The sequence below is a fragment of the Pedobacter antarcticus genome, from assembly GCF_900112985.1.
In the GTDB taxonomy this organism is placed as follows: domain Bacteria; phylum Bacteroidota; class Bacteroidia; order Sphingobacteriales; family Sphingobacteriaceae; genus Pedobacter; species Pedobacter antarcticus.
In genome coordinates this window covers 134979-154964 of sequence record NZ_FONS01000009.1, presented here as the reverse complement: position 1 = coordinate 154964, position 19986 = coordinate 134979, and the positions used below count along the sequence as shown (strand labels likewise).

The following is a 19986-nucleotide window of genomic DNA, read 5'->3' as shown; positions in this document are numbered from 1 at the left end:
GACCGAGAATGGAAGTCCTTATGAAAATGCCATTGCAGAAAGGGTAAACGGGATACTAAAATCAGAATTTGATTTGCATAGCTCAAAAGTTGGTTTTAGGGAAACTACCCAAAAGATAAGAGAAAATATCCAAACCTATAATCAATTAAGGCCCCATGCTAGTTGTGATTATCTAACTCCAGAGCAGGCACACCTGAAACACGGGCCATTGAAAAAAAGATGGAAACCTAAATGGTGCAAACCAAATGAAAAGCAACTTGTATAATTGATACAGGAATAACAAATTTGCGTGTATAGTCTATCTAAAATTAATTCAGTAAACTGTATAGCCATTTCAGGATAAGACATTCATATGCTGATGTTTTGGTTTTATTCGGGCCATATGGTGGTATTGTTCGACTGGAACCCGAAGAACAGGTGAGTTCGACCCGGACCTGACCCGAGGTCGACCCGGAGAAGGGCAAATTTCCAGTTTAGTGGATTGAGATATCCTTTGGTTTCATTCGGGTCTTGCTTTGGTTTCATTCAGGTCTCGCATTGGTGTTTTTCGACTGGAACCCACAGTTTACCTACAAGAACTCACATCTTACCCACAAGAACCCACAAGTTGATGGGGTTGATGTAGGGAAAGGTGTAAATATGGAGGGTGTGGATCGAATCAGACCCGAATGACATCGTATGAGAAATTGGTAGGCAGAGTTTTTTAAGTTGCTGGGTTACTGAAGTATTTGAGCAAGGTTTGTACCTGACTTTTGTTCAGGACCGCGGCGAGTTCAGCTTCGGTTGCCAGTTTAATTCTTTTGACGGATTTGAATTGGCGCAGCAATTTGTCTGCGGTGGTTTTGCCGATGCCGGGAATAGCTTCGAGTTCGGTTTTGAGGGTTCCCTGGTCTCGTTTTTTTCGGTGAAAGGTGATGCCAAAACGGTGGGCCTCATCACGCAGTTGCTGAATAACTTTAAGCGTCTCGGATTTCTTATCCAGGTGCAGGGGATAGCTGTCGCCGGGGTAGTAGAGTTCTTCGAGCCTTTTGGCGATACCGATAATCGTTACCTGGTTATGGATGCCCAGTTTTTTCAGGCTGCTCACAGCAGAGCTTAGCTGACCCTTGCCGCCGTCAATGATAATGAGTTGAGGTAACGGGTCGCCTTCGTCCAGCATGCGTTTATAGCGTCTGTAAACGGCTTCCTCCATGGTAGCGAAATCGTTTGGCCCTTCGACGGTTTTAACGTTGAAGTGGCGGTAATCTTTTTTGGAAGGTTTAGCGTCTTTGAAAACTACGATTGCAGATACAGGGTACTGCCCCTGGAAGTTCGAGTTATCAAAACATTCGATATGCACAGGAAGCTGTGTCAGCATCAGATCTTTTTGCATCTGTGCCAGGATGCGGTCTGTGCGAAGGTCCGGGTTAAGTTTCTCGTACTGGTTCAGCTTTTCTTTTTTGAAGAAGAGCACGTTCTTATGGCTCAGGTCCAGCAGGTTCTTTTTCTCTCCTAATTTAGGGACGGTAAACTTAAGATTCTCGTCAGTCAGGTTCAGTTCAAAAGGAACGATAATTTCGCGGGAAGTACTGTTGAATTTAGTGCGGAATTCCGTGATCGCAATGCTCAGCAACTCTTCATCCGATTCATCAAGCTTCTTTTTAATCTCAATGGTTTGGGTCTGGATAATGCTGCCATTCATGATCTTCAGGTAATTCACGAATGCATAGCGTTCGTCGGAAGCTATGCTCACTACATCAACATTGGTAATGGAACTGTTAACCACGGTAGATTTACTCTGGTATTTTTCCAGTACCTGCAGCTTCTTCTGGTAGAGGTGTGCAAGCTCGAAGTTAAGGTCTTCTACAGCAGTTTTGATGATTTGTTTTACCTCACGGATCACGTTGCCGATCTTACCGTTCAGGATATCTTTAATTTCAGAGATGCTGTCCTCATAATCTGGTAAAGACTGATGCGCCTGGCAAGGGCCTTTGCAGTTACCAATCTGATACTCCAGGCAAACTTTAAATTTACCTGCAGCAATATTCTCAGGGCTGAGTGGCAGGTTACATGTCCGCAGGGGATATGTTTCTTTAATCAGCTCCAGGATAGTATGCATCATACCTACGGAGGCGTATGGCCCGAAATAGGTTGAGCCATCTTTAATCATTTTACGGGTCCAGAAAACACGTGGGAAAGCTTCTTTCTTGATAATAATCCATGGGTAGGTCTTATCATCCTTGAGCATAATATTATAACGCGGCTGATGTTTTTTGATCAGACTGTTTTCCAGCAGCCAGGCATCAATTTCCGTATCGACAATAGTAAAACTGATTCGACGGATTCTGGAAACCAGGACGCGCGTCTTACCATTCATCTGGTTATCCTGATTGAAATAGGAGCCTACGCGGTTACGCAGGTCCTTTGCCTTGCCGATATAAATCAAAGTATCCTCAGCGTCCCAGTACTGGTAAACGCCGGGGCGGTGTGGTATATCTGCTAATGCTTTCCTGTGATCAAAAATGCTCATTTAAAACCCTAACTTCTCGTCCAGTTCTGTGGTGTCTGTTTGCTGCTGCTGATATTGGTTGCAGTCATAAGTGATAGAAACCCCGTTTTTAGGGAGTTCAAAATCTCCCCGGCCAACTTTGAGTTTCGGATTGGCATACACCTTTTTCAGGAATCCACCGAAGATAGGAAGCGCAGTTTTGGCACCCTCACCCTGTCTGGTACTGATAAAGTGAAATGCCCTGTCTTCACAGCCTGTCCATACACCGGCAACCAGATCTGGCGTAATGCCAACGAACCAGCCGTCAGAATTGTTTTGTGTAGTACCTGTTTTTCCACCTACAGGCGTAGTAATTCCATATTTACTAATCAGGCTGTAGCCATAACCGTTCTTCACAACGCCCTCGAGCATTCTGGTCATTACATAAGCCACATCTTCGCTCATAGCCGGATGTTTCTGTGGTGTCTGACTAAATAGTACGACACCATTTTTATCTTCTATCCTCAGGATATAGGTAGGCTGTGTCCAGATTCCTTTATTTGCAAAAACACTGTAGGCACCCACCATATCAAATACTGAGGCGTCAAAACTACCCAGGGCAATCGACGGATACGCGGGTACATTAGAGGTGATGCCCATTCTCTTGGCCAGTGTAGCTACAGCGGTAGGACCAACCTGTTTCATCAGGTACGCTGCAATATAGTTTTGCGAGTAAGCAAGCGCCTTCTGCAAAGTTACATAACCCGGTAATGTTCCGCCCGATTTAGGAGTCCATGGCGCACTGCCCGGAACTTCTATGGTAACCGGCTCATTCAGTACCTGGAAGCAGGGAGAATAACCATTTTCTATGGCGACAGAATAAGTAAATGGTTTAGCAGTGGAACCCACCTGGCGGGTACCCATTTTAACCTGGTCATATTTAAAGTGTTCGTAGTTGATGCCGCCAACCCATGCTTTCACATAACCTGTTTTTGGATCCATTGCCATCATGGCGTTACGCAATAATAATTTATAGTATTTAACAGAATCCACTGGTTTCATCAGCGTGTCAATATTACCTTTCCAGGTAAAAATGCTCAGTTTGGTCGGCGTATTAAAATCTGCTTTGATTTCTTCGTCAGATTTACCTTCCAGTTGCAATGCTTTATAACGATCGGAACGCTTGATACCTTGTTCGATCTGCATTTCGTTGCCTTTAAATGGATTTTTCCCCTTCCAGCTTTGGGTAAACTGATCCTGCAAAACTTTCATAGCTTCTTTCTGTGCTGCTTCAGCATAGACCTGCATATCATAGTTGATCGTTGTAATAATACGCAGACCATCTCTGTCCAGATCATAAGGTGTACCATCGGCTTTTACAATAGAACGTTCCAGGAATATTTTTTTGATATCACTTTTTAATACTGCCCGGAAATAAGGGGCGATCCCGTCATTCACAGTTGCAGCACTAAACTTGAGGTTCAGTGGCTGTTGTCTTTCCTGCTCGAATTCCTGTGGCGTAAGCATATCTTCTTTCACCATGTTAGCCATTACTGTATTCCTTCTGGCCAGGGATCTTTCCGGATTACGGGTAGGTGAGTAACGCGTAATTCCCTTCTGCAGGCCAACCAGTGTTGCAGCCTGTGGTACGGTTAATTTATCGGGAGTAGTATTGAAATATACTCTCGCTGCCGATTTAATTCCATAAGCCTGGTTACCGAAATCAACGGTATTCAGATACATCGTAATAATTTCTTCTTTCGTATAGTTCCGCTCCAGCTTAACAGCCACAATCCACTCCTGGAATTTCTGCATCAGTCTTTTAGCGAAATTGCGCTGGCGGCCTTCTTCAGAAAAAAGGTTTAATGCAAGTTGCTGGGTAATGGTACTTGCACCTTGCTTTTTACCAATCAGATTATAGAATATGATAGTAAATGTCCTTTTAAAATCTATTCCTGAGTGGTCTTTGAAACGAGTATCTTCCGTAGAGATCAGTGCATTGATGACATTCGGGGAGATTTCCGGATAAGTAACATTGGACCGGTTCTGCACAAAGTAAGTGCCTAGTACACGTTTGTCTTCGGTAAGGATCTCTGTTGCCTGGTTGCTTTTAGGATGTTCAATATCACGGAAAGAAGGCAATGTGCCGAACAAGCCAAAACCCAAAGCGACAATGAAGAGTGAGAAAAGGATCAATCCTCCAATCAGTAATTTCCAGAGGGTCAGGTTATATCTTTTTATCTCCGCAGCTGAAATATTTTTGGTCATTGTGTATAATTGTTTTTGTAGAATTCTGAATAATGGTTTCTTTACTGAGATAAAGCCGGAGTAAAATTAACCTCTGCAAAACTACTAAAGTTCCGAAGATATATCTTTGGTCATTATCAATTTCTATTAAAGAGCGCTCTAAACTGTATTCGGTGCTGTTTTGGCGGGTAAACACGCATTTTTCAAATCCGTTGTGCCGGGTTTTGCATTCCTTCGGCGAGCGCTGTATCTTTAGCGGTACGGGCGAGCTGCCATTAAACTTTATGGAAGAACAGGAAAATAAGAAAAATACAACGAATTTCGTAAAATACTCAGGTCTGGGTTTTCAGATGCTGGCTACCATAGGCATATTTGCGTTCGGAGGGTATAAACTGGACGAATATCTGAAGAATGCGAAACCAGTCTGTATGGCTATTTTCGGGCTTATAGGTGTGATTATTTCTCTTTATCAGGTGGTCCGGCAACTGAACAATAAAGATAGTTAGCTTATCAAATTACAAAAATTGACTGGATGTGCAGAATCCTTTTAATACTTTTGTAAAAAAAGATTAATATAGCCAAAATTGGCTAATAAAGAGCAGTTTACAAAAGTTGAAAACCTTATCGGTAACGATTTAGTAATGGTGCACACTGCGCTTACTTTCATTGAATTACCTTGTAAATCATCTTTGCAAATTTAATAAATAAAAGGGTAAAGTCTATAAGGCTTTACCCTTTTTGCACACAATATTCAAAAAAATCTTTCCCAATATGGGGGAACCTGTGGTGTTGGTTTCAATATTATTTCCAAATTTTGGCATACCAAGAACTAGATGAGTTCTGAATAAAATTCTGTAAACTTTAAAAACATCTATGCTATGGAAATTATATTGAGTAAAATATTATCAGAAATTCGGCATAAGGAGGACAAAATTTCTTCTCAAATGATAAGGTCATCTGATGAAGCATATCAAATGACTTTGTTTCTAAATGAAATGTTGTGTGCTATTAAAACTGAAGTATTGCAAGTTGGATTTTTAAATGAAGATCAAGAGGTTGATTTCTTTAAGAATGTTAAACCGCAAATCCTTGGAAAACTTATTTATTACAATAAAGTATTTCGGATAGAAACTACCTGTCCCGTGAGTAATGGTAAAATACATCAAAGTTATTATGAAAATGTTTTAAAAAATCTCAAGTTAGAATATAAAGAAAGTATTTGCAATGAAGATTTCTACAGATATTACCGTGCTGGCAGAACCGACCGTGATCACACTTATTTCAGGCTCGGAAAGATTAACTATCACGATGGATTAAAGAGTGGCGTATTTGAAATTGACCTTAGCTTCTCCACATATTACGACAACAAAATAGCACATATTATTGCCAATGAACTACTTTATACTTACACTCTTACTAAAATAAATCCTGAAGAAAATCCCGATACAATATTACAAAATTTAGATACAAACAAGGATATTTCGTGGACCAATTCTCAAAATGCACTTATCGAACTGATATATGCTCTGTATGCTTCAAATTCCATTGCATACGGAAAAATAGGCATCCGAAAATTAGCTTTGATTTTTCAAGTGCTATTCCGAACTCCCTTAAATGATATTCATCATTCTTTCCACCGAATGAAAACAAGAGCAGGTTCAAGAACTGCATTTTTAGACCAACTCAAAATATCCCTCGAAGAATATATGGATAAAGACCTTTAGCTATATCAAAAATAACCGTTTGAAAGCAGTACCAAAACGTACTGCTTTTTTCTTTGCCCATATCTGCCAATTGGCAAATGCTCTCAAAACTTCATTACAAAATATCCAAAATCCCATAAAAACCTTGTTAAACAAGGGTTTTCCCTAATTGTAAAAATTTTAAAAAAACAGACAAACCAATTGGCAAGGCTTGGCAGACAAACACTGCCACCTTTCACAATTTTGCATAGTGAACTTTAAAAAGCTATGCAATGAAAATAATAACCATCGAAGAAGACGTGTGGATACAGCTAAATAGCCGTATCAATGCCATTGCCGACTATTTGAAAAGACAGGAAGATAAAAGCTATGATGACCTGTGGCTCAATAACCACGAGGTATGCCAATACCTGCATATCAGCGAAAAAACCTTATGGCGTATGAGAACCAAAGGCGAGATTAGTTATTCAAAAATCTACGGTCAATATTTCTACACCATGGGATCCATAAAAGATATGCTTAATGCCAACACCATACAGAGTAGTGAGGAATTTGTACAGGAGCTTATGGCAAAAGGTAAAAGCTATATAGAAAAAGGCAGAAAGCTAAAGACAGATAAAAAATAGGTATGAACCCTTAAAAATATCATTATGAATATTGACAGAATGGAATTTTTGGCGTGGATGGAACGCTTAATGGGACGTCTTGATATGCTGGGCGATAATATAGATGATTTACAGAAGAAACGTAATAGCATAGATGGCGAGGAACTGCTCGATAACCAGGATTTACTTCAGATGCTGAAAATCAGCAACCGTTCCCTGCAACGGTATCGCTCCATCGGCAAACTGCCCTATTATACTATTAGTGGAAAGCTTTATTACAAATTGTCTGATGTTCATCAATTCATCAGAGATAGCTTTAACCCACCCACAATTAAGATGAACGTCAATAAGTGACAAACACTGCCTTTGAGTGCCAAGTAATGCAATTCAGTGAAGGCTTCCTTTACATTCGGCATTGAATTTTAAAATTTTCAGACTATGAGTGAAGAAACAACAAATAAGCAGGAAATGCCCGAACAGTTATCGGACATATTGCTGGTGCTGGATAAAGAAAAAATGAAAATCCAAGCCGTAAAGAGTATAGACGAAAACGGGAAAATGGAAACTGTTGATCCCACGAAGAAAAACCAAAACCAGTTTATGCGTGTGGACAAAAGTGGTGATTTCTTTTCGAACTTCTTCTCCAATTTTTTCAGCCAGCTAAAGAACCCTACCAATTTTTCATTCTTTAAAGTGCCTGCACCTGTCGCTGTTGAAAAAGCACAGGAAATGCAAAAGCAGGTTGACAAGCCAACTCCTGAAGGCGAAAAAATAATGAAAGAGCACGAAGTAAAAATAGAACAGCAATCGGATAAAAAACAAGTAAATCAAAATAATATGGCAACAACAGAAACAACACAGCAAGCAAGCGAATACCGCTACAAACCGGAGCAGATTGATTGGGATACTATGACCAATCTCGGATTAAGCAAGGAATACCTTGAAAAGAGAAACCTACTTGAACCTTTATTGAAAGGTTACAAAACGAATGAACTCTTACCGATTGGTGTCAACCTCGGTGGTACAATTCTTCGTACAGATGCCCGCTTGTCTTTACAGCAAGCCGAAGACGGAAAAGTTGTGGTAGGAATACACGGCATCAAAAAAGAACCCAATTTGCATTTTGAATTTTTCGGGCACAAGTTTACGGATGAAGACAAAAAGAACCTGCTCGAAACTGGTAATATGGGGCGTGTGGTAGATTTGAAAAATTCCAAAACTGGCGAACTGATGCCTTCCATTATCAGTATAGACAGACTAACGAATGATGTAATTGCATTGAGGACGGATTTTATAAAAGTTCCAGATGAAATTAAAGGCGTGAAATTGGACGATGCCCAGAAACAAACCTTAATGGAGGGTAAACCGCTAAAGTTAGAGGGTATGATTTCTACCAAAGGAACAGAATTTTCGGCAACAGTACAATTCAATGCAGACAAGCGATATGTGGAGTTTCTGTTTGACCGCAACAATTCTAACAGGCAAACCCAAAGCAATGGACAAACTCAAAACAATCAGCAAAACCAATCTCAGGAAGCTCCAAAAACATTCAGAGGTAAAGAATTGACCGATGATCAACATAAGGATTTTAAAGCCGGTCAAACCATCTACATTGATGGATTGAAAGATAAAAAAGGGCAACCATATCAAGGTTATATCACTTTCAATAAAGAAAATGGAAAAACCAATTTTGAATTTCCAAATCAATACAAGGAAAGAGTAAAACCAACCGAAGCCCATAAAACGCAAACTGCTGTCAATTCGGAGGGCAAGACCAATGAAGCGACCAAAAATATCAAAGAGCCTTTGAAGTATGGTCAACAAACACCGAAAAACAAACAACAGCAGGAACAACAGGAAAAGCCCAAAACTCCAGCAAAAACCAGAGGCAAAAAAATATCTTAAAGTATGAAAACAATCATTGCAGAAAAACCAAGCGTAGCAAGGGAAATAGCCGGACTTTTGGGAGCATCTGATAAAAAGGAGGGCTACCTTACAGGCAACGGCTATTTTGTTACCTGGGCATTCGGACATTTAATAGGGTTGGGAATGCCCGAAGATTATGGAATTTCGGGATTTGATAAAACAGCGTTACCAATTTTACCCAATTCTTTTTTATTAACTGTTCGCAAAGTAAAAAAAGATAAAGGCTATACAGCCGATACAGGAGCGTTAAAGCAACTAAAAATTATTGAACAGCTTTTCAATAAAAGCGAGAGCATTATTGTGGCTACCGATGCAGGCCGTGAAGGCGAATTGATATTTCGTTACATCTACGAATACCTGAAATGCAACAAACCGTTTGAACGGCTTTGGATAAGTTCGTTGACCGAAAAAGCCATCAAGCAAGGATTTGAAAACCTAAAACAAGGAAAAGAATTTGACGGATTATACCAAGCAGCACAAGGCAGAAGCCGAGCTGATTGGTTGGTAGGCATTAATGCAACACAAGCATTGAGCATTGCCGCAGGAAATGGTATCTATTCCCTCGGAAGAGTGCAAACGCCTACCTTGGCTTTGATATGCAAACGTTATTTGGAAAACAAGAATTTCAAGGTTAAGAATTATTGGCAGATACAGCTATCGCATAATAAAGAGTTGATAGATTTTAAAAGTATTTCCAAAACAAAATGGGAAGACCAAAAACTTGCCGTTGATACGCTGAAAGCCATTCAACGAAACGAAACTACAACAATTACATCAGTAGAAACCAAAAGCGTTACGGAACAACCGCCTTTGCTATTCGATCTTACCGGATTGCAGAAAGAAGCCAATAAAAAACTGAATTTGTCTGCTGACGAAACCCTAAATATTGCTCAAAGCCTCTATGAAAAGAAGTTTATCACTTATCCACGTACCGGAAGCAAATATATTCCTGAGGATATGTGGGCAGAAATCCCCAATCTTGTAAGGGCTTTACAGGACAGAGAAAGCTGCAAACAAGCGATTACAAAAATGAAATGGGGTCGCTTCAATAAACGTATTGTGAACGATTTGCGTGTTACCGATCACCACGGTTTGTTGATTACAGATAAAATTCCTTCAGCACTGAATGCAAAGGAAAATTCCGTTTATGATATGATTGCCTTTCGATTGCTCGAAGCCCTTTCACAAGCCTGCATCAAGGAGATAACCGATGTTGCTTTACAGTCATTGCATTATGATTTTACCGCAAAAGGCTGTAAGATAATTGAACCTGGTTGGCGTTCCATCAAAGGGAATTTCTCCGATGATGATATTGAGCCTGTACAGGATTTACCTGAACTAAATAAGGGCGATGAACTCAAAATAAAAGAAGCTTCCGTTCTCGAAAAGAAAACCAAACCACCTGTACTTTATACCGAGGCAGGACTTTTATCAGCTATGGAAAGTGCTGGAAGAGAAATAGAAAATGAAGAAGAACGGAAAGCGTTGCAAAACATCGGTATCGGCACTCCCGCTACAAGGGCCTCCATCATCGAAACCCTGTTTACTCGAAATTATATCCAACGAGATAAGAAATCTTTAATACCAACTGAGAAAGGATTACAGGTTTACGAATTAGTCAAAAATCGCAAAATTGCAGACGTGGCAATGACAGCCGAATGGGAACTCACATTGCAGAAAATCGAAAACAACGAAGCAGATGCAAGGGTGTTTCAAAAGGAAATGGAAAATTACGCCTCATCTATTACCAATGAGCTGTTGCAGACTTCCATTGCCCAAAACAACTTGCCAAAACTCATTTGCCCGAAATGCAAAAGCCAGCAACTCATTATCCGTGATAAAATCGTGAAGTGTACTGATGAGGCTTGTAATTGGGTTCAGTTCCGTAATGTGTGTGGTATACAAATCGGCATAACCGATATTGAAAATCTTGTCAATAAAAAGAAAACTTCACTTATCAAAGGAATGAAAAGCAAAGCAGGAAAAAAATTCGATGCTTATATCGTGTTGAATGAAAATGCCGAAAGTTCCTTTGAGTTTGATAAAAATAAAAGCTACAAAAAGTGATGGAAAATAAACTTATCATTACCAGCAAGGAAATAGAAAATCAAATCTATACTGTAAGAGGGCAACAAGTGATGCTCGACAGCGACCTTGCAAGTATTTATCAGGTAGAAACAAAAGTCTTCAATCAGGCAGTAAAACGTAATGCAAATCGTTTCCCTGAAAGCTTTCGTTTCCAATTGGCACAGCAGGAATTTGATACCATCAACTTGAGGTCACAAATTGTGACCTCAAGTTTGAATTATGGTGGCAGGCGTTATCTGCCCTACGTTTTCACTGAACAAGGTATTGCAATGCTGGCTTCGGTACTCCGTTCAACGGTAGCTATAAAGGTCAGCATTGAGATTATGAATGCTTTTGTAGAAATGCGGAGAATGCTAATGAGCAATGCTTCGCTTTTTCATCGTCTGGATAAAATTGAACTGAAACAATTAGAAGCTGACCAAAAATTTGAAGAGATTTTTAAGGCTTTGGAAAGCGACAAGCTCCAAAGCGACAAAGGTATCTTTTGCAACGGACAGATTTTCGATGCTTATACCTTTGTTTCCGATATTATCCGAAGTGCCAAAATTTCCATTATACTCATTGATAATTATGTTGACGATACAGTCCTCACATTGCTCGGAAAGCGTGAGCAGTCAGTAACTGCCAAGATTTACACCAAAAATATCAATAACCAATTACAACTTGATCTGCAACGATACAGCAGCCAATATCCAGCTATTGAAATTGAGCTTTTCTCTGATGCTCACGACCGTTTTTTGATTATTGACGACACGGAACTTTACCATATCGGAGCATCCCTGAAAGACTTGGGCAAAAAATGGTTTGCCTTTTCGAGGATGGATGTTGAGGTTGTAAGAATGTTAAGTTTGTTACATAATTCGAATTAAAAAACTATTTTATGTAAATAGCTTATCAAAAAATGGATTATGTCTTTGCTTGGAAGCATCAAGAAGTTGCCTGAAAGTCATTACTTCCAAATGTAAATTAAGTTCAGCCTCTATCTTGAAATAAGTCCCAAAAGGAGTAGCTTTCCAACCTTTGTTCTTATTGTATCTTGCTAGAGGTTCTGGAATAAAATCTAGGATTATGTAACCAAATTTTGGAGTTGTTTCTTTTAAAATGATTTGATTTCCCTTATAGTTTTTTTTAATTGGCTGATAAATAAACTCCTCGAAGTAAGGTTCTACAAGTTCTGAAAACTCCCATCTATAATCCGTTTTGTTCTTTTGATGTGCAACATCTCCAGGTCTTTTAAACTCGAAAATAACCATAGAATTTACCTCACCACTAGCTTTATCGCCAAAACTGATTGGATTATTAAACATTTGTGGATTATCAATCAATATTAAATCTGTTTCTTTTCTACTTTTTGTTTGTGAGAATGAAGTGATAGATTTATCAGAAGCAATAAACTTATATGAAATAAATCGTTCATCTAAAATCCATAAATTATGGTTTTCATATTCTAAATCATTGTTTGTTAACCCTAAAGGAAATATCAAATTATGGACATCTTCTTCAAGTTTATAATCTCCGTTTTCATCAGCATCCAAAAATTTGTCAAATAAATTGATAATAGCTTTTCTTCTCATCATATAATCAGCTAAACTATCTACATCATAAGCTGTCTTTGCTTTAATATCATTTATTATTTGACCAATAGCATCTTCGTTTACTTCTTTTGTTTTTATAAATCTTTCTATGTTATTTTCAACCTTTCTTCTAGCATTAAAGGAAATTTTATACAGGTGCTCTTCCAGTTTATCTTCGCTTAGATTTGGTGGTATTGAGTTTAGGATTTCTGGATTTTTTAGAAAACTATTAAATCTTGGTGCTTTATGAGAAATATAGTATTTAACATTTTCGATATTTTTATGTCTAGCCGTCTTCACAAAATTATCATATTCGACTTCCAAGATTGAAGATATATATTCTTCAATATCTTGAAATGTAATTGTATTATCATCGTCAAACAAAAGATTTTCTCTTTCTTTCGGGATATTAAATCCATTTCTTGTTTTAAAGACTTTTTTATTTAAATACTCAGAAACAACATAAATATCAAAAAAATAATACTCATTATCTATTAAGACAGGGTAAGAGAAAATAGAATTGATGTTCTTAATATTTTTAGGATTTCCAACTGTCCTGTTGTTTGCACAGTAATATAGGTAATTATTTTTTCGATTACCTTCTTTCAATGTTTTTGTAATATAGAACTTAAAATCCTCTTCTTTTAAAGAGAAGTCTCTCTCTTTTTCTTTTGATACTTTTTGAAATAATTCGTTGATAACCTCTACCTCATTGTTTTCTAAATCAATAACTTCAATTCTTGGCAAAGAATTATTCAAATAGTATATAAAGCAATGCTGCATAATACTTTCACTTATTTGAAGTAATGAAATAGCAGATTTTTCAATTAGAATATGATTAGTGCAATTCTGAATTTCGACAACAGTTTTCGCTTGTTCAGCTTGAGAGTTACCAAACTCAATTATTTCCAACTCTTTTTCAGTAGAAAACCGAAATTTTCTAATATACCAAGTAGTATCTTCTAAATAATTGCTGTCTACAAGAAAATCTTTGTACGCAGCAAGAACTGTAAATCTACCTATTCCTTTACAGCCAAAGTCCTTGTTAATTTGTGAAAATGGAGTTTGAAATGATTTGTAATTGTTATTATTAAAACCTACTCCGTTATCAATAACTTTAAATCCTGAAATTGTTTTGACATTGTCAAAGTTAAGTTTCTCCGGCAAATCACCTCTGGTAATTTGAATTTGAATTTTCTTTTCGTTTGCTGGTAATTGAGACTTTTGGAGACTAATTATAGAATTAACAACACATTCTAACATAGGAAGAAGAACATCTTCCGCTGTCAAATCTACTGTTTCAACTAAATTTTTTACTGGTACCTCCATAGTGCAAATAAGATTTTTAATAGAGGTTAAATATAAGCAAACTAAATTTTATGATTATCTGTAAGGTCATAATTATTTTTATTAAATTTTGCGTCAAACTCATCCTCTCAAAGCCAAACCCTGCCACATTTTTAAAGGCTCTTATCTACTGCTATAATTTTGAGTTTCAAGTAAAATTCAAAACAAAATTATAGTATGAATACACAACAAAAAGACCTATCGTATTTCAGATTACGACTGCAAGAATTATTAAACACCAGCTTCCCCGAAAAAGCAAACGACCAAAAATTTATTGAGCAACGTTCCTCGTGGGCTACCAACGCTTACGAAGGTGCTTTTCAATCAGGAAATAGCATTGAAAAATGTAATGAAATAGCCAACTATATTCTGTTTGAGGGCTTGCACTTCTCCAAATTTGACACTGTGTTTCAAGTGGTATGCAATGAGTTTGATACCATAATGGCAGATGAGGAACTGCGATCGTTCGCCCTGAAAATGTTCCCGGTTTGTGAGCCTGTTTTCTCTGGCTACCAACTAACCGATGATTTCGCTTATAAGACAGAGTACGACCTGCTCTATACCGAAATAACCGGAACCATCGCAATATGGATAGCCGAAAATGGGCTTCAGTAAACGCCAACATCTCCAACAGAACATTGATGCCCTACGAATTGCTTTTAAACTTGAAAAGGAGAAACGACAAGCCACCGTAGGCGAAAGACTGCTAATGATGCAATACAGCGGATTTGGCGGTCTTAAATTCGTTCTGAACCCAATAGCGAATGAAATAGACATCAATCATTGGAGAAAAACGGAACACGAATTTTTCCCAATTACGCAGGAACTACACCGACTACTCAAAGAAAATTCCGAAGACGAAAAGCAATACCGCAGGTATGTAGATAGTATGAAAATTTCTGTGCTTACGGCTTTCTATACACCGCCACAGGTCATAGATGAGATTTCAGCAAGCTTAAATGAAAGCGGTCTGAAAATCGATAAATTTCTTGAACCATCAGCAGGGATTGGCTCATTCATACAGTCCTTTTCGGAAAATCAATTGGTAAATGTTACCGCTTATGAAAAGGATTTGCTCACAGGCAAGATTTTAAAACAGCTTTATCCGAAAAGTAATATCCGAATAAGTGGTTTTGAGGAAATCCCAGAAAAGGAACAAAACAGCTATGATGTGGTTGCGAGTAACATACCGTTCGGCGATACATCTGTATTTGACCTTTCTTATTCCAGAAGCAAAGACACAACTAAAGTACAGGCTGCTAGAAGCATACACAATTACTTTTTCCTGAAAGGTACTGATATGCTCCGTGAAGGCGGTTTGTTAGTTTACATTACTTCACAAGGAATTTTAAACAGCCCAAAGAACGAACCGATACGCAGAGCATTAATGCAGGATAACAATTTGGTTTCGTTGGTCAGATTGTCCAACAATTTGTTTACTGAATATGCAGGAACGGAAGTTGGCAGTGATTTGATTATCCTTCAAAAAAATACGGCAAAACAAAATTTGACAGTAGCGGAAGAACTCTTTTGTCAGAGCAAGCAAACAGAATACAATACGCCTGGCAATGCTTTTTTTCAGGACAGCACAAGAATTGTACATACAGACCGCAAATTAGATACCGACCCTTATGGAAAACCAGCATTAATTTATACGCACAAAGACGGCGTTGAGGGAATTGCTAAAGACCTCAAACAAATGCTTACGGATGATTTTGGAAAGCACCTGAATTTGAGTTTATATAAAGGCGAACGAAACGATGAGCCTGTAATACAAATTCCGATTGAACCAACGGTTACACCTCCGGTTATCGAACCTGTAACCATTCAACCGGAAATACAATCTTTATCTGTTCCTATAATCAATCGGGAAAGTCCCCAGGAACTAAAGCAACTAAGCATTTTCGACTTGTTTGAAAATGTGGACGAGCCTGTAATGGTTGCTGCTCCACCCAAAAAAACGACACAAGTTAAAAGGCAAAGCACCAACAAAAGAAGAGGTGCAATAGGTCGCCAACCTGACCTGTTCAGCAGTGCGATGCAGCAACCTTATACGCCTCCGATTACCAATAGAACTGCCAACGGAAGCACATCAACCAACGGTAAAAAACAAGAAGCCATCGGCGACCTGTTTTCGGGAATAAACGGGAATGGCCAAGCTGATAAGCCAGCCGTTCCCAATACCATTCCCGAACCTGCTCCTTATAGTGGCGAACTGCAATCGTACCACCGTAACGATTGTCTTGTTGTGGATAATGGTTGGGTCGGTCATCTGCAAGATGTAGATACATCAGACGGTACGGCAGTTTTCCACCCTTTGCAGTTACCGACCTTACAGAAAGCAAGAGCCGAAGCGTACATTGCTGTACGTGATGTTTACCAAGACCTTTATAATAAAGAGGCAAAGTTTCAGACCGAATACAAGGAAGAAAGGGAAACGCTTAACCGCCTTTACGATGCCTTTGTCAAAAGGCACGGAAACCTCAACAGTGCCGATAATATCAAGCTCATCAAAACGGATAGTTCCGGAAAGGAAATACCTTATCTGGAACGTGTGGTTGGTGGCGTGGTACACAAGGCCGATATATTCAGTCGCCCTGTAAGTTTTTCTACCTTAACCATAACAACGGACAATCCCGAAGAAGCATTAGCGGCCTCGCTCAATAAGTACGGAAACGTGGATTTGGATTATATGTCCGAAATCAGCGGTATGACTGATGACGCTTTGAAAGAAGCCTTACACGGTCGTATTTATTACAATCCTTTACAAAAGAAATACGAGATATCCGAACGCTGGATTGCAGGTAACGTTGTGGAAAAAGCCCAGGAAGTCAAAGCGTATCTCGAAAGTAATCCCGATGATGCACAGGCTAAAGCAAGCCTTACCGTTTTGGAAGAAGCCCGACCAAGACGAATTGAGTTTGAAGAATTGGATTTTAACCTCGGCGAGCGTTGGATACCCACTGGTATTTATGGCCGGTTTGCTTCACATCTTTTTGATACGGAGGTGAACATTCATTACTCGGAGAGTTCTGATGATTTTTCTGTAAGCTGTAAACAAAAGAATGTTCATATATGGGATAAATACGCCGTAAAAGCTGAAAGCCGGACGTTTGACGGGATTGCTCTGCTCAAACACGCCCTTGTCAATACTACGCCTGATATTACTAAAAAAGTGATGGTTGGCGATCAAGAAGTCAAGGTACGGGATATGGAAGCCATACAAATGGCGAATACCAAGATTGATGAAATCCGAACCGCTTTTACAGACTGGCTTCATGCCCAAAATGATGAATTTAAAACAAGGCTTACCGACAAATACAACGACACGTTTAACTGCTTTGTCCGTCCGAATTACGACGGAACTCACCAGAACTTTCCTGGGTTAGACCGCAAAGCACTCGGAATTGAAGATTTGTATTCCAGCCAAAAGGACACGGTTTGGATGATAAAGCTGAACAACGGTGCAATCTGCGACCACGAAGTAGGTGCAGGAAAGACGCTCGTAATGTGTACGGCAGCACAGGAAATGAAGCGTTTAGGGTTGGCTCATAAACCTATGATTATCGGGCTAAAAAGCAATGTCCACGAAATTGCCGAAGCTTACCGCACCGCTTATCCACACGCAAAAATATTGTTTCCGGGCAAAGAAGATTTTACACCCCAAAAACGCCAACGTATTTTTGGCGACATTAAAAACAACGATTGGGATTGTGTTATTCTCACACACGACCAATTTGGAATGATACCGCAATCTCCCGAAATTCAGAAGGAAATCTTAGAAATTGAATTGGACAGCGTAGAGCGTAACCTTGATGCCCTGCAATCGCAAGGCAAGGAAGTGACCAGAGGAATGCTTGCCGGTGTAATCAAGCGAAAAGAAAACCTCGAAGTCAAACTCAAAACCCTGCAACACGATATTGAAAATCGTAAAGATGATGTGGTAGATTTTAAGATGATGGGTATAGACCATTTATTTGTGGATGAAAGTCATCAATTCAAAAACCTGATGTTCAATACAAGGCATTCAAGAGTAGCAGGATTGGGTAATGTGGACGGAAGCCAAAAGGCAATCAACCTACTATTTGCTATTCGTACCATTCAGGAACGTATCAATGCGGATATGGGAGCAACCTTTCTTTCGGGAACGACCATCAGTAATTCGTTAACCGAACTGTACCTATTATTCAAATACCTCAGACCAAGAGCAATGGAAAAACAGGGCATTCATTCTTTTGATGCCTGGGCTGCTATTTACGCAAGGAAAACAACCGATTATGAATTTTCGGTTGCCAATAATATTGTTGCAAAAGAACGTTTCCGCTATTTTATCAAAGTGCCGGAGTTGGCGCAATTCTATTCAGAAATAACGGATTACCGAACGGCTAAGGATATAGGCATTGACCGCCCTAACAAGAATGAGGTATTATATAACATACCACCTACACCCGATCAGGAAGTGTTTATTCAAAAACTAATGGAATTTGCCAAATCGGGAAATGCTTCTTTATTAGGAAGAGCTCCTTTATCTCCATCTGAAGAAAAGGCAAAAATGCTCATCGCTACTGATTATGCCCGTAAGATGTCTTTGGATATGCGGATGGTAAGCGGTGCGTATGATGACCACCCCGACAATAAGGCTTCGCATTGTGCGGACAACATTGCTAAATATTACAACCAATATAATGCACAAAAAGGAACGCAGTTTGTTTTCTCCGATTTGGGAACCTACAAGCCAGGCGAATGGAATGTGTATTCCGAAATCAAACGCAAGCTTGTGGAAGACCACGGTATCCCTGCGAACGAAGTACGTTTTATTCAGGAAGCAAAAAATGACAAGCAACGCAAAGAGCTTATCAAAGGAATGAATGAAGGTAAAATCCGCATACTTTTCGGTTCTACAAGTATGTTGGGCACAGGAGTTAACGCACAAAAAAGAGCCGTTGCTGTTCACCATTTGGATACACCGTGGCGACCAAGTGACCTTGCCCAAAGGGACGGCAGAGCTGTTCGCAAAGGCAATGAAATTGCCAAGTTCTTCGCAGGTAATAAAGTAGATGTGATTATCTATGCCGTAGAAAAATCATTGGACAGCTATAAGTTTAACCTACTATACAATAAACAACTATTCATAGACCAATTGAAAAACAACAATCTCGGCAAACGAACCATTGACGAGGGCAGTATGGACGAAAAATCGGGAATGAATTTTTCGGAATATGTGGCTATCCTATCAGGAAATACCGACCTGTTGGATAAAGCTAAATTAGAAAAACAGATTGCGGGGTTAGAAAGCGAAAAACAGGCGTTCAACCGTTCAAAGTATAGTGCGAAGTACAAATTGGAAGACTATACGGCTGAACTTGATAAAGCCCAATCCCGCTTTGACCGTATGAGCCTTGATTGGAATAATCTACAAGGGCGTATTCAAAAACGTTCGGATGGTACAATTGCAAATCCTGTACAGTTGGACGGTTTACCGCCCAATGCGGATATAAAACAAATCGGTGCAAAGCTTAACCAGCTTGCGGACAAAGCCCGCACCGGAGGTCAGTATGAAGAAATAGGAAGCCTGTACGGATTTACCTTGTATGTCAAAACCGAAATGTCCGAAAAGGAGGGCGTGGATATACGGGTAAACCGCTTTTTAGTGCAGGGAGAGGGCAATATCAAATATACCTACAACAACGGTTTAATTGCTAAAGATGAGAAGCTGGCGGCTATGAACTTTCTTAATGCACTGGAGAAATTGCCGGGCTATATCGAGCAGGAGCAAAAGAAAATTGCGGAAATACAGAAGGATTTACCTGTTCTTCAGAACGTGGTAAACGGTATGTGGTCTAAAGAGAGCCGATTGAGCGAACTCAAAACGGAACTGGCTGCCGTTGAACGGAAGATACAGTTGTCTATCACTCCGGAACCTAAAGAAGAACCTGTGGAACAAATCGAAAAACAGAAAGAAACTCCAAACATTTCGGAGAATATTGTACGGACGAAAGGTACTTATTTGCCAAGAGGGGTATTATAGT

At 39.3% G+C, this 19986-nt stretch carries 13 protein-coding genes; 10 read left to right on the top strand and 3 right to left on the bottom strand.

Annotation, left to right across the window (positions count from 1 at the left end; all coding sequences use genetic code 11):
• A partial coding sequence (locus BM192_RS16670) for an integrase core domain-containing protein (RefSeq protein ID WP_139218455.1) occupies nucleotides 1–265 on the top strand: 265 nt, incomplete at its 5' end.
• A gap of 438 nt (nucleotides 266–703) precedes the next feature.
• Here the strand turns inward: BM192_RS16670 and uvrC are convergent.
• On the bottom strand, nucleotides 704–2509 hold the full coding sequence (gene uvrC / locus BM192_RS16665) for an excinuclease ABC subunit UvrC (RefSeq protein WP_037441096.1): 1806 nt from the start codon (nucleotides 2507–2509) through the stop codon (nucleotides 704–706).
• The gene (locus tag BM192_RS16660) at nucleotides 2510–4735 is read right to left on the bottom strand and encodes a penicillin-binding protein 1A (protein ID WP_037441094.1); all 2226 of its coding nucleotides are present in this window, start codon (nucleotides 4733–4735) and stop codon (nucleotides 2510–2512) included. It abuts the gene before it with no gap.
• Between the two features lie 263 nt (nucleotides 4736–4998).
• On the opposite strand from BM192_RS16660, the gene BM192_RS16655 reads away from it, so the two are divergent.
• From BM192_RS16655 to BM192_RS16625, 7 genes are all read left to right on the top strand, one after another.
• Nucleotides 4999–5220 (top strand): AtpZ/AtpI family protein, encoded by a 222-nt coding sequence (locus BM192_RS16655; RefSeq protein WP_037441098.1) that lies wholly within the window; start codon nucleotides 4999–5001, stop codon nucleotides 5218–5220.
• Between the two features lie 372 nt (nucleotides 5221–5592).
• A complete protein-coding gene (locus BM192_RS16650) occupies nucleotides 5593–6438 on the top strand; it encodes an RteC domain-containing protein (protein WP_034871388.1) in 846 nt (281 codons plus the stop codon).
• A 251-nt stretch (nucleotides 6439–6689) separates the two neighbouring features.
• Nucleotides 6690–7043, top strand: a complete 354-nt coding sequence (locus tag BM192_RS16645; RefSeq protein WP_037441091.1) for a helix-turn-helix domain-containing protein — start codon at nucleotides 6690–6692, stop codon at nucleotides 7041–7043.
• A gap of 39 nt (nucleotides 7044–7082) precedes the next feature.
• On the top strand, nucleotides 7083–7376 hold the full coding sequence (locus tag BM192_RS16640; RefSeq protein ID WP_455430250.1) for a helix-turn-helix domain-containing protein: 294 nt from the start codon (nucleotides 7083–7085) through the stop codon (nucleotides 7374–7376).
• A gap of 84 nt (nucleotides 7377–7460) precedes the next feature.
• A complete protein-coding gene (locus BM192_RS16635; RefSeq protein WP_037441086.1) occupies nucleotides 7461–8927 on the top strand; it encodes a DUF3945 domain-containing protein in 1467 nt (488 codons plus the stop codon).
• Nucleotides 8928–8930: 3 nt separating this feature from the next.
• A complete protein-coding gene (locus tag BM192_RS16630) occupies nucleotides 8931–11015 on the top strand; it encodes a type IA DNA topoisomerase (RefSeq protein WP_037441084.1) in 2085 nt (694 codons plus the stop codon).
• Complete coding sequence (locus tag BM192_RS16625; protein ID WP_037441081.1) at nucleotides 11015–11905, top strand: ORF6N domain-containing protein; 891 nt, start codon at nucleotides 11015–11017, stop codon at nucleotides 11903–11905. Before BM192_RS16630 ends, BM192_RS16625 begins: the two co-directional genes overlap by 1 nt.
• A gap of 9 nt (nucleotides 11906–11914) precedes the next feature.
• On the opposite strand, the gene BM192_RS16620 is transcribed toward BM192_RS16625, so the two are convergent.
• On the bottom strand, nucleotides 11915–13939 hold the full coding sequence (locus BM192_RS16620; RefSeq protein WP_074964054.1) for a hypothetical protein: 2025 nt from the start codon (nucleotides 13937–13939) through the stop codon (nucleotides 11915–11917).
• Nucleotides 13940–14134: 195 nt separating this feature from the next.
• On the opposite strand from BM192_RS16620, the gene BM192_RS16615 reads away from it, so the two are divergent.
• A complete protein-coding gene (locus BM192_RS16615) occupies nucleotides 14135–14572 on the top strand; it encodes a DUF1896 domain-containing protein (RefSeq protein WP_037438527.1) in 438 nt (145 codons plus the stop codon).
• Nucleotides 14559–19985 (top strand): N-6 DNA methylase, encoded by a 5427-nt coding sequence (locus BM192_RS16610; protein ID WP_037438525.1) that lies wholly within the window; start codon nucleotides 14559–14561, stop codon nucleotides 19983–19985. The genes BM192_RS16615 and BM192_RS16610 overlap by 14 nt, the downstream gene beginning before the upstream one ends.
• Nucleotide 19986 lies beyond the last annotated feature (1 nt).

Excerpts from the sequence above, each read along its gene's own strand:
- BM192_RS16645 (WP_037441091.1), top strand. The coding sequence starts at position 6,690 with ATGAAAATAATAACCATCGAAGAAGACGTGTGGATACAGCTAAATAGC.
- BM192_RS16615 (WP_037438527.1), top strand. The coding sequence starts at position 14,135 with ATGAATACACAACAAAAAGACCTATCGTATTTCAGATTACGACTGCAA.
- BM192_RS16635 (WP_037441086.1), top strand. The coding sequence starts at position 7,461 with ATGAGTGAAGAAACAACAAATAAGCAGGAAATGCCCGAACAGTTATCG.
- BM192_RS16660 (WP_037441094.1), bottom strand. The coding sequence starts at position 4,735 with ATGACCAAAAATATTTCAGCTGCGGAGATAAAAAGATATAACCTGACC.
- BM192_RS16640 (WP_455430250.1), top strand. The coding sequence starts at position 7,083 with ATGGAATTTTTGGCGTGGATGGAACGCTTAATGGGACGTCTTGATATG.
- BM192_RS16620 (WP_074964054.1), bottom strand. The coding sequence starts at position 13,939 with ATGGAGGTACCAGTAAAAAATTTAGTTGAAACAGTAGATTTGACAGCG.
- uvrC (WP_037441096.1), bottom strand. The coding sequence starts at position 2,509 with ATGAGCATTTTTGATCACAGGAAAGCATTAGCAGATATACCACACCGC.
- BM192_RS16625 (WP_037441081.1), top strand. The coding sequence starts at position 11,015 with ATGGAAAATAAACTTATCATTACCAGCAAGGAAATAGAAAATCAAATC.
- BM192_RS16610 (WP_037438525.1), top strand. The coding sequence starts at position 14,559 with ATGGGCTTCAGTAAACGCCAACATCTCCAACAGAACATTGATGCCCTA.
- BM192_RS16655 (WP_037441098.1), top strand. The coding sequence starts at position 4,999 with ATGGAAGAACAGGAAAATAAGAAAAATACAACGAATTTCGTAAAATAC.
- BM192_RS16650 (WP_034871388.1), top strand. The coding sequence starts at position 5,593 with ATGGAAATTATATTGAGTAAAATATTATCAGAAATTCGGCATAAGGAG.
- BM192_RS16630 (WP_037441084.1), top strand. The coding sequence starts at position 8,931 with ATGAAAACAATCATTGCAGAAAAACCAAGCGTAGCAAGGGAAATAGCC.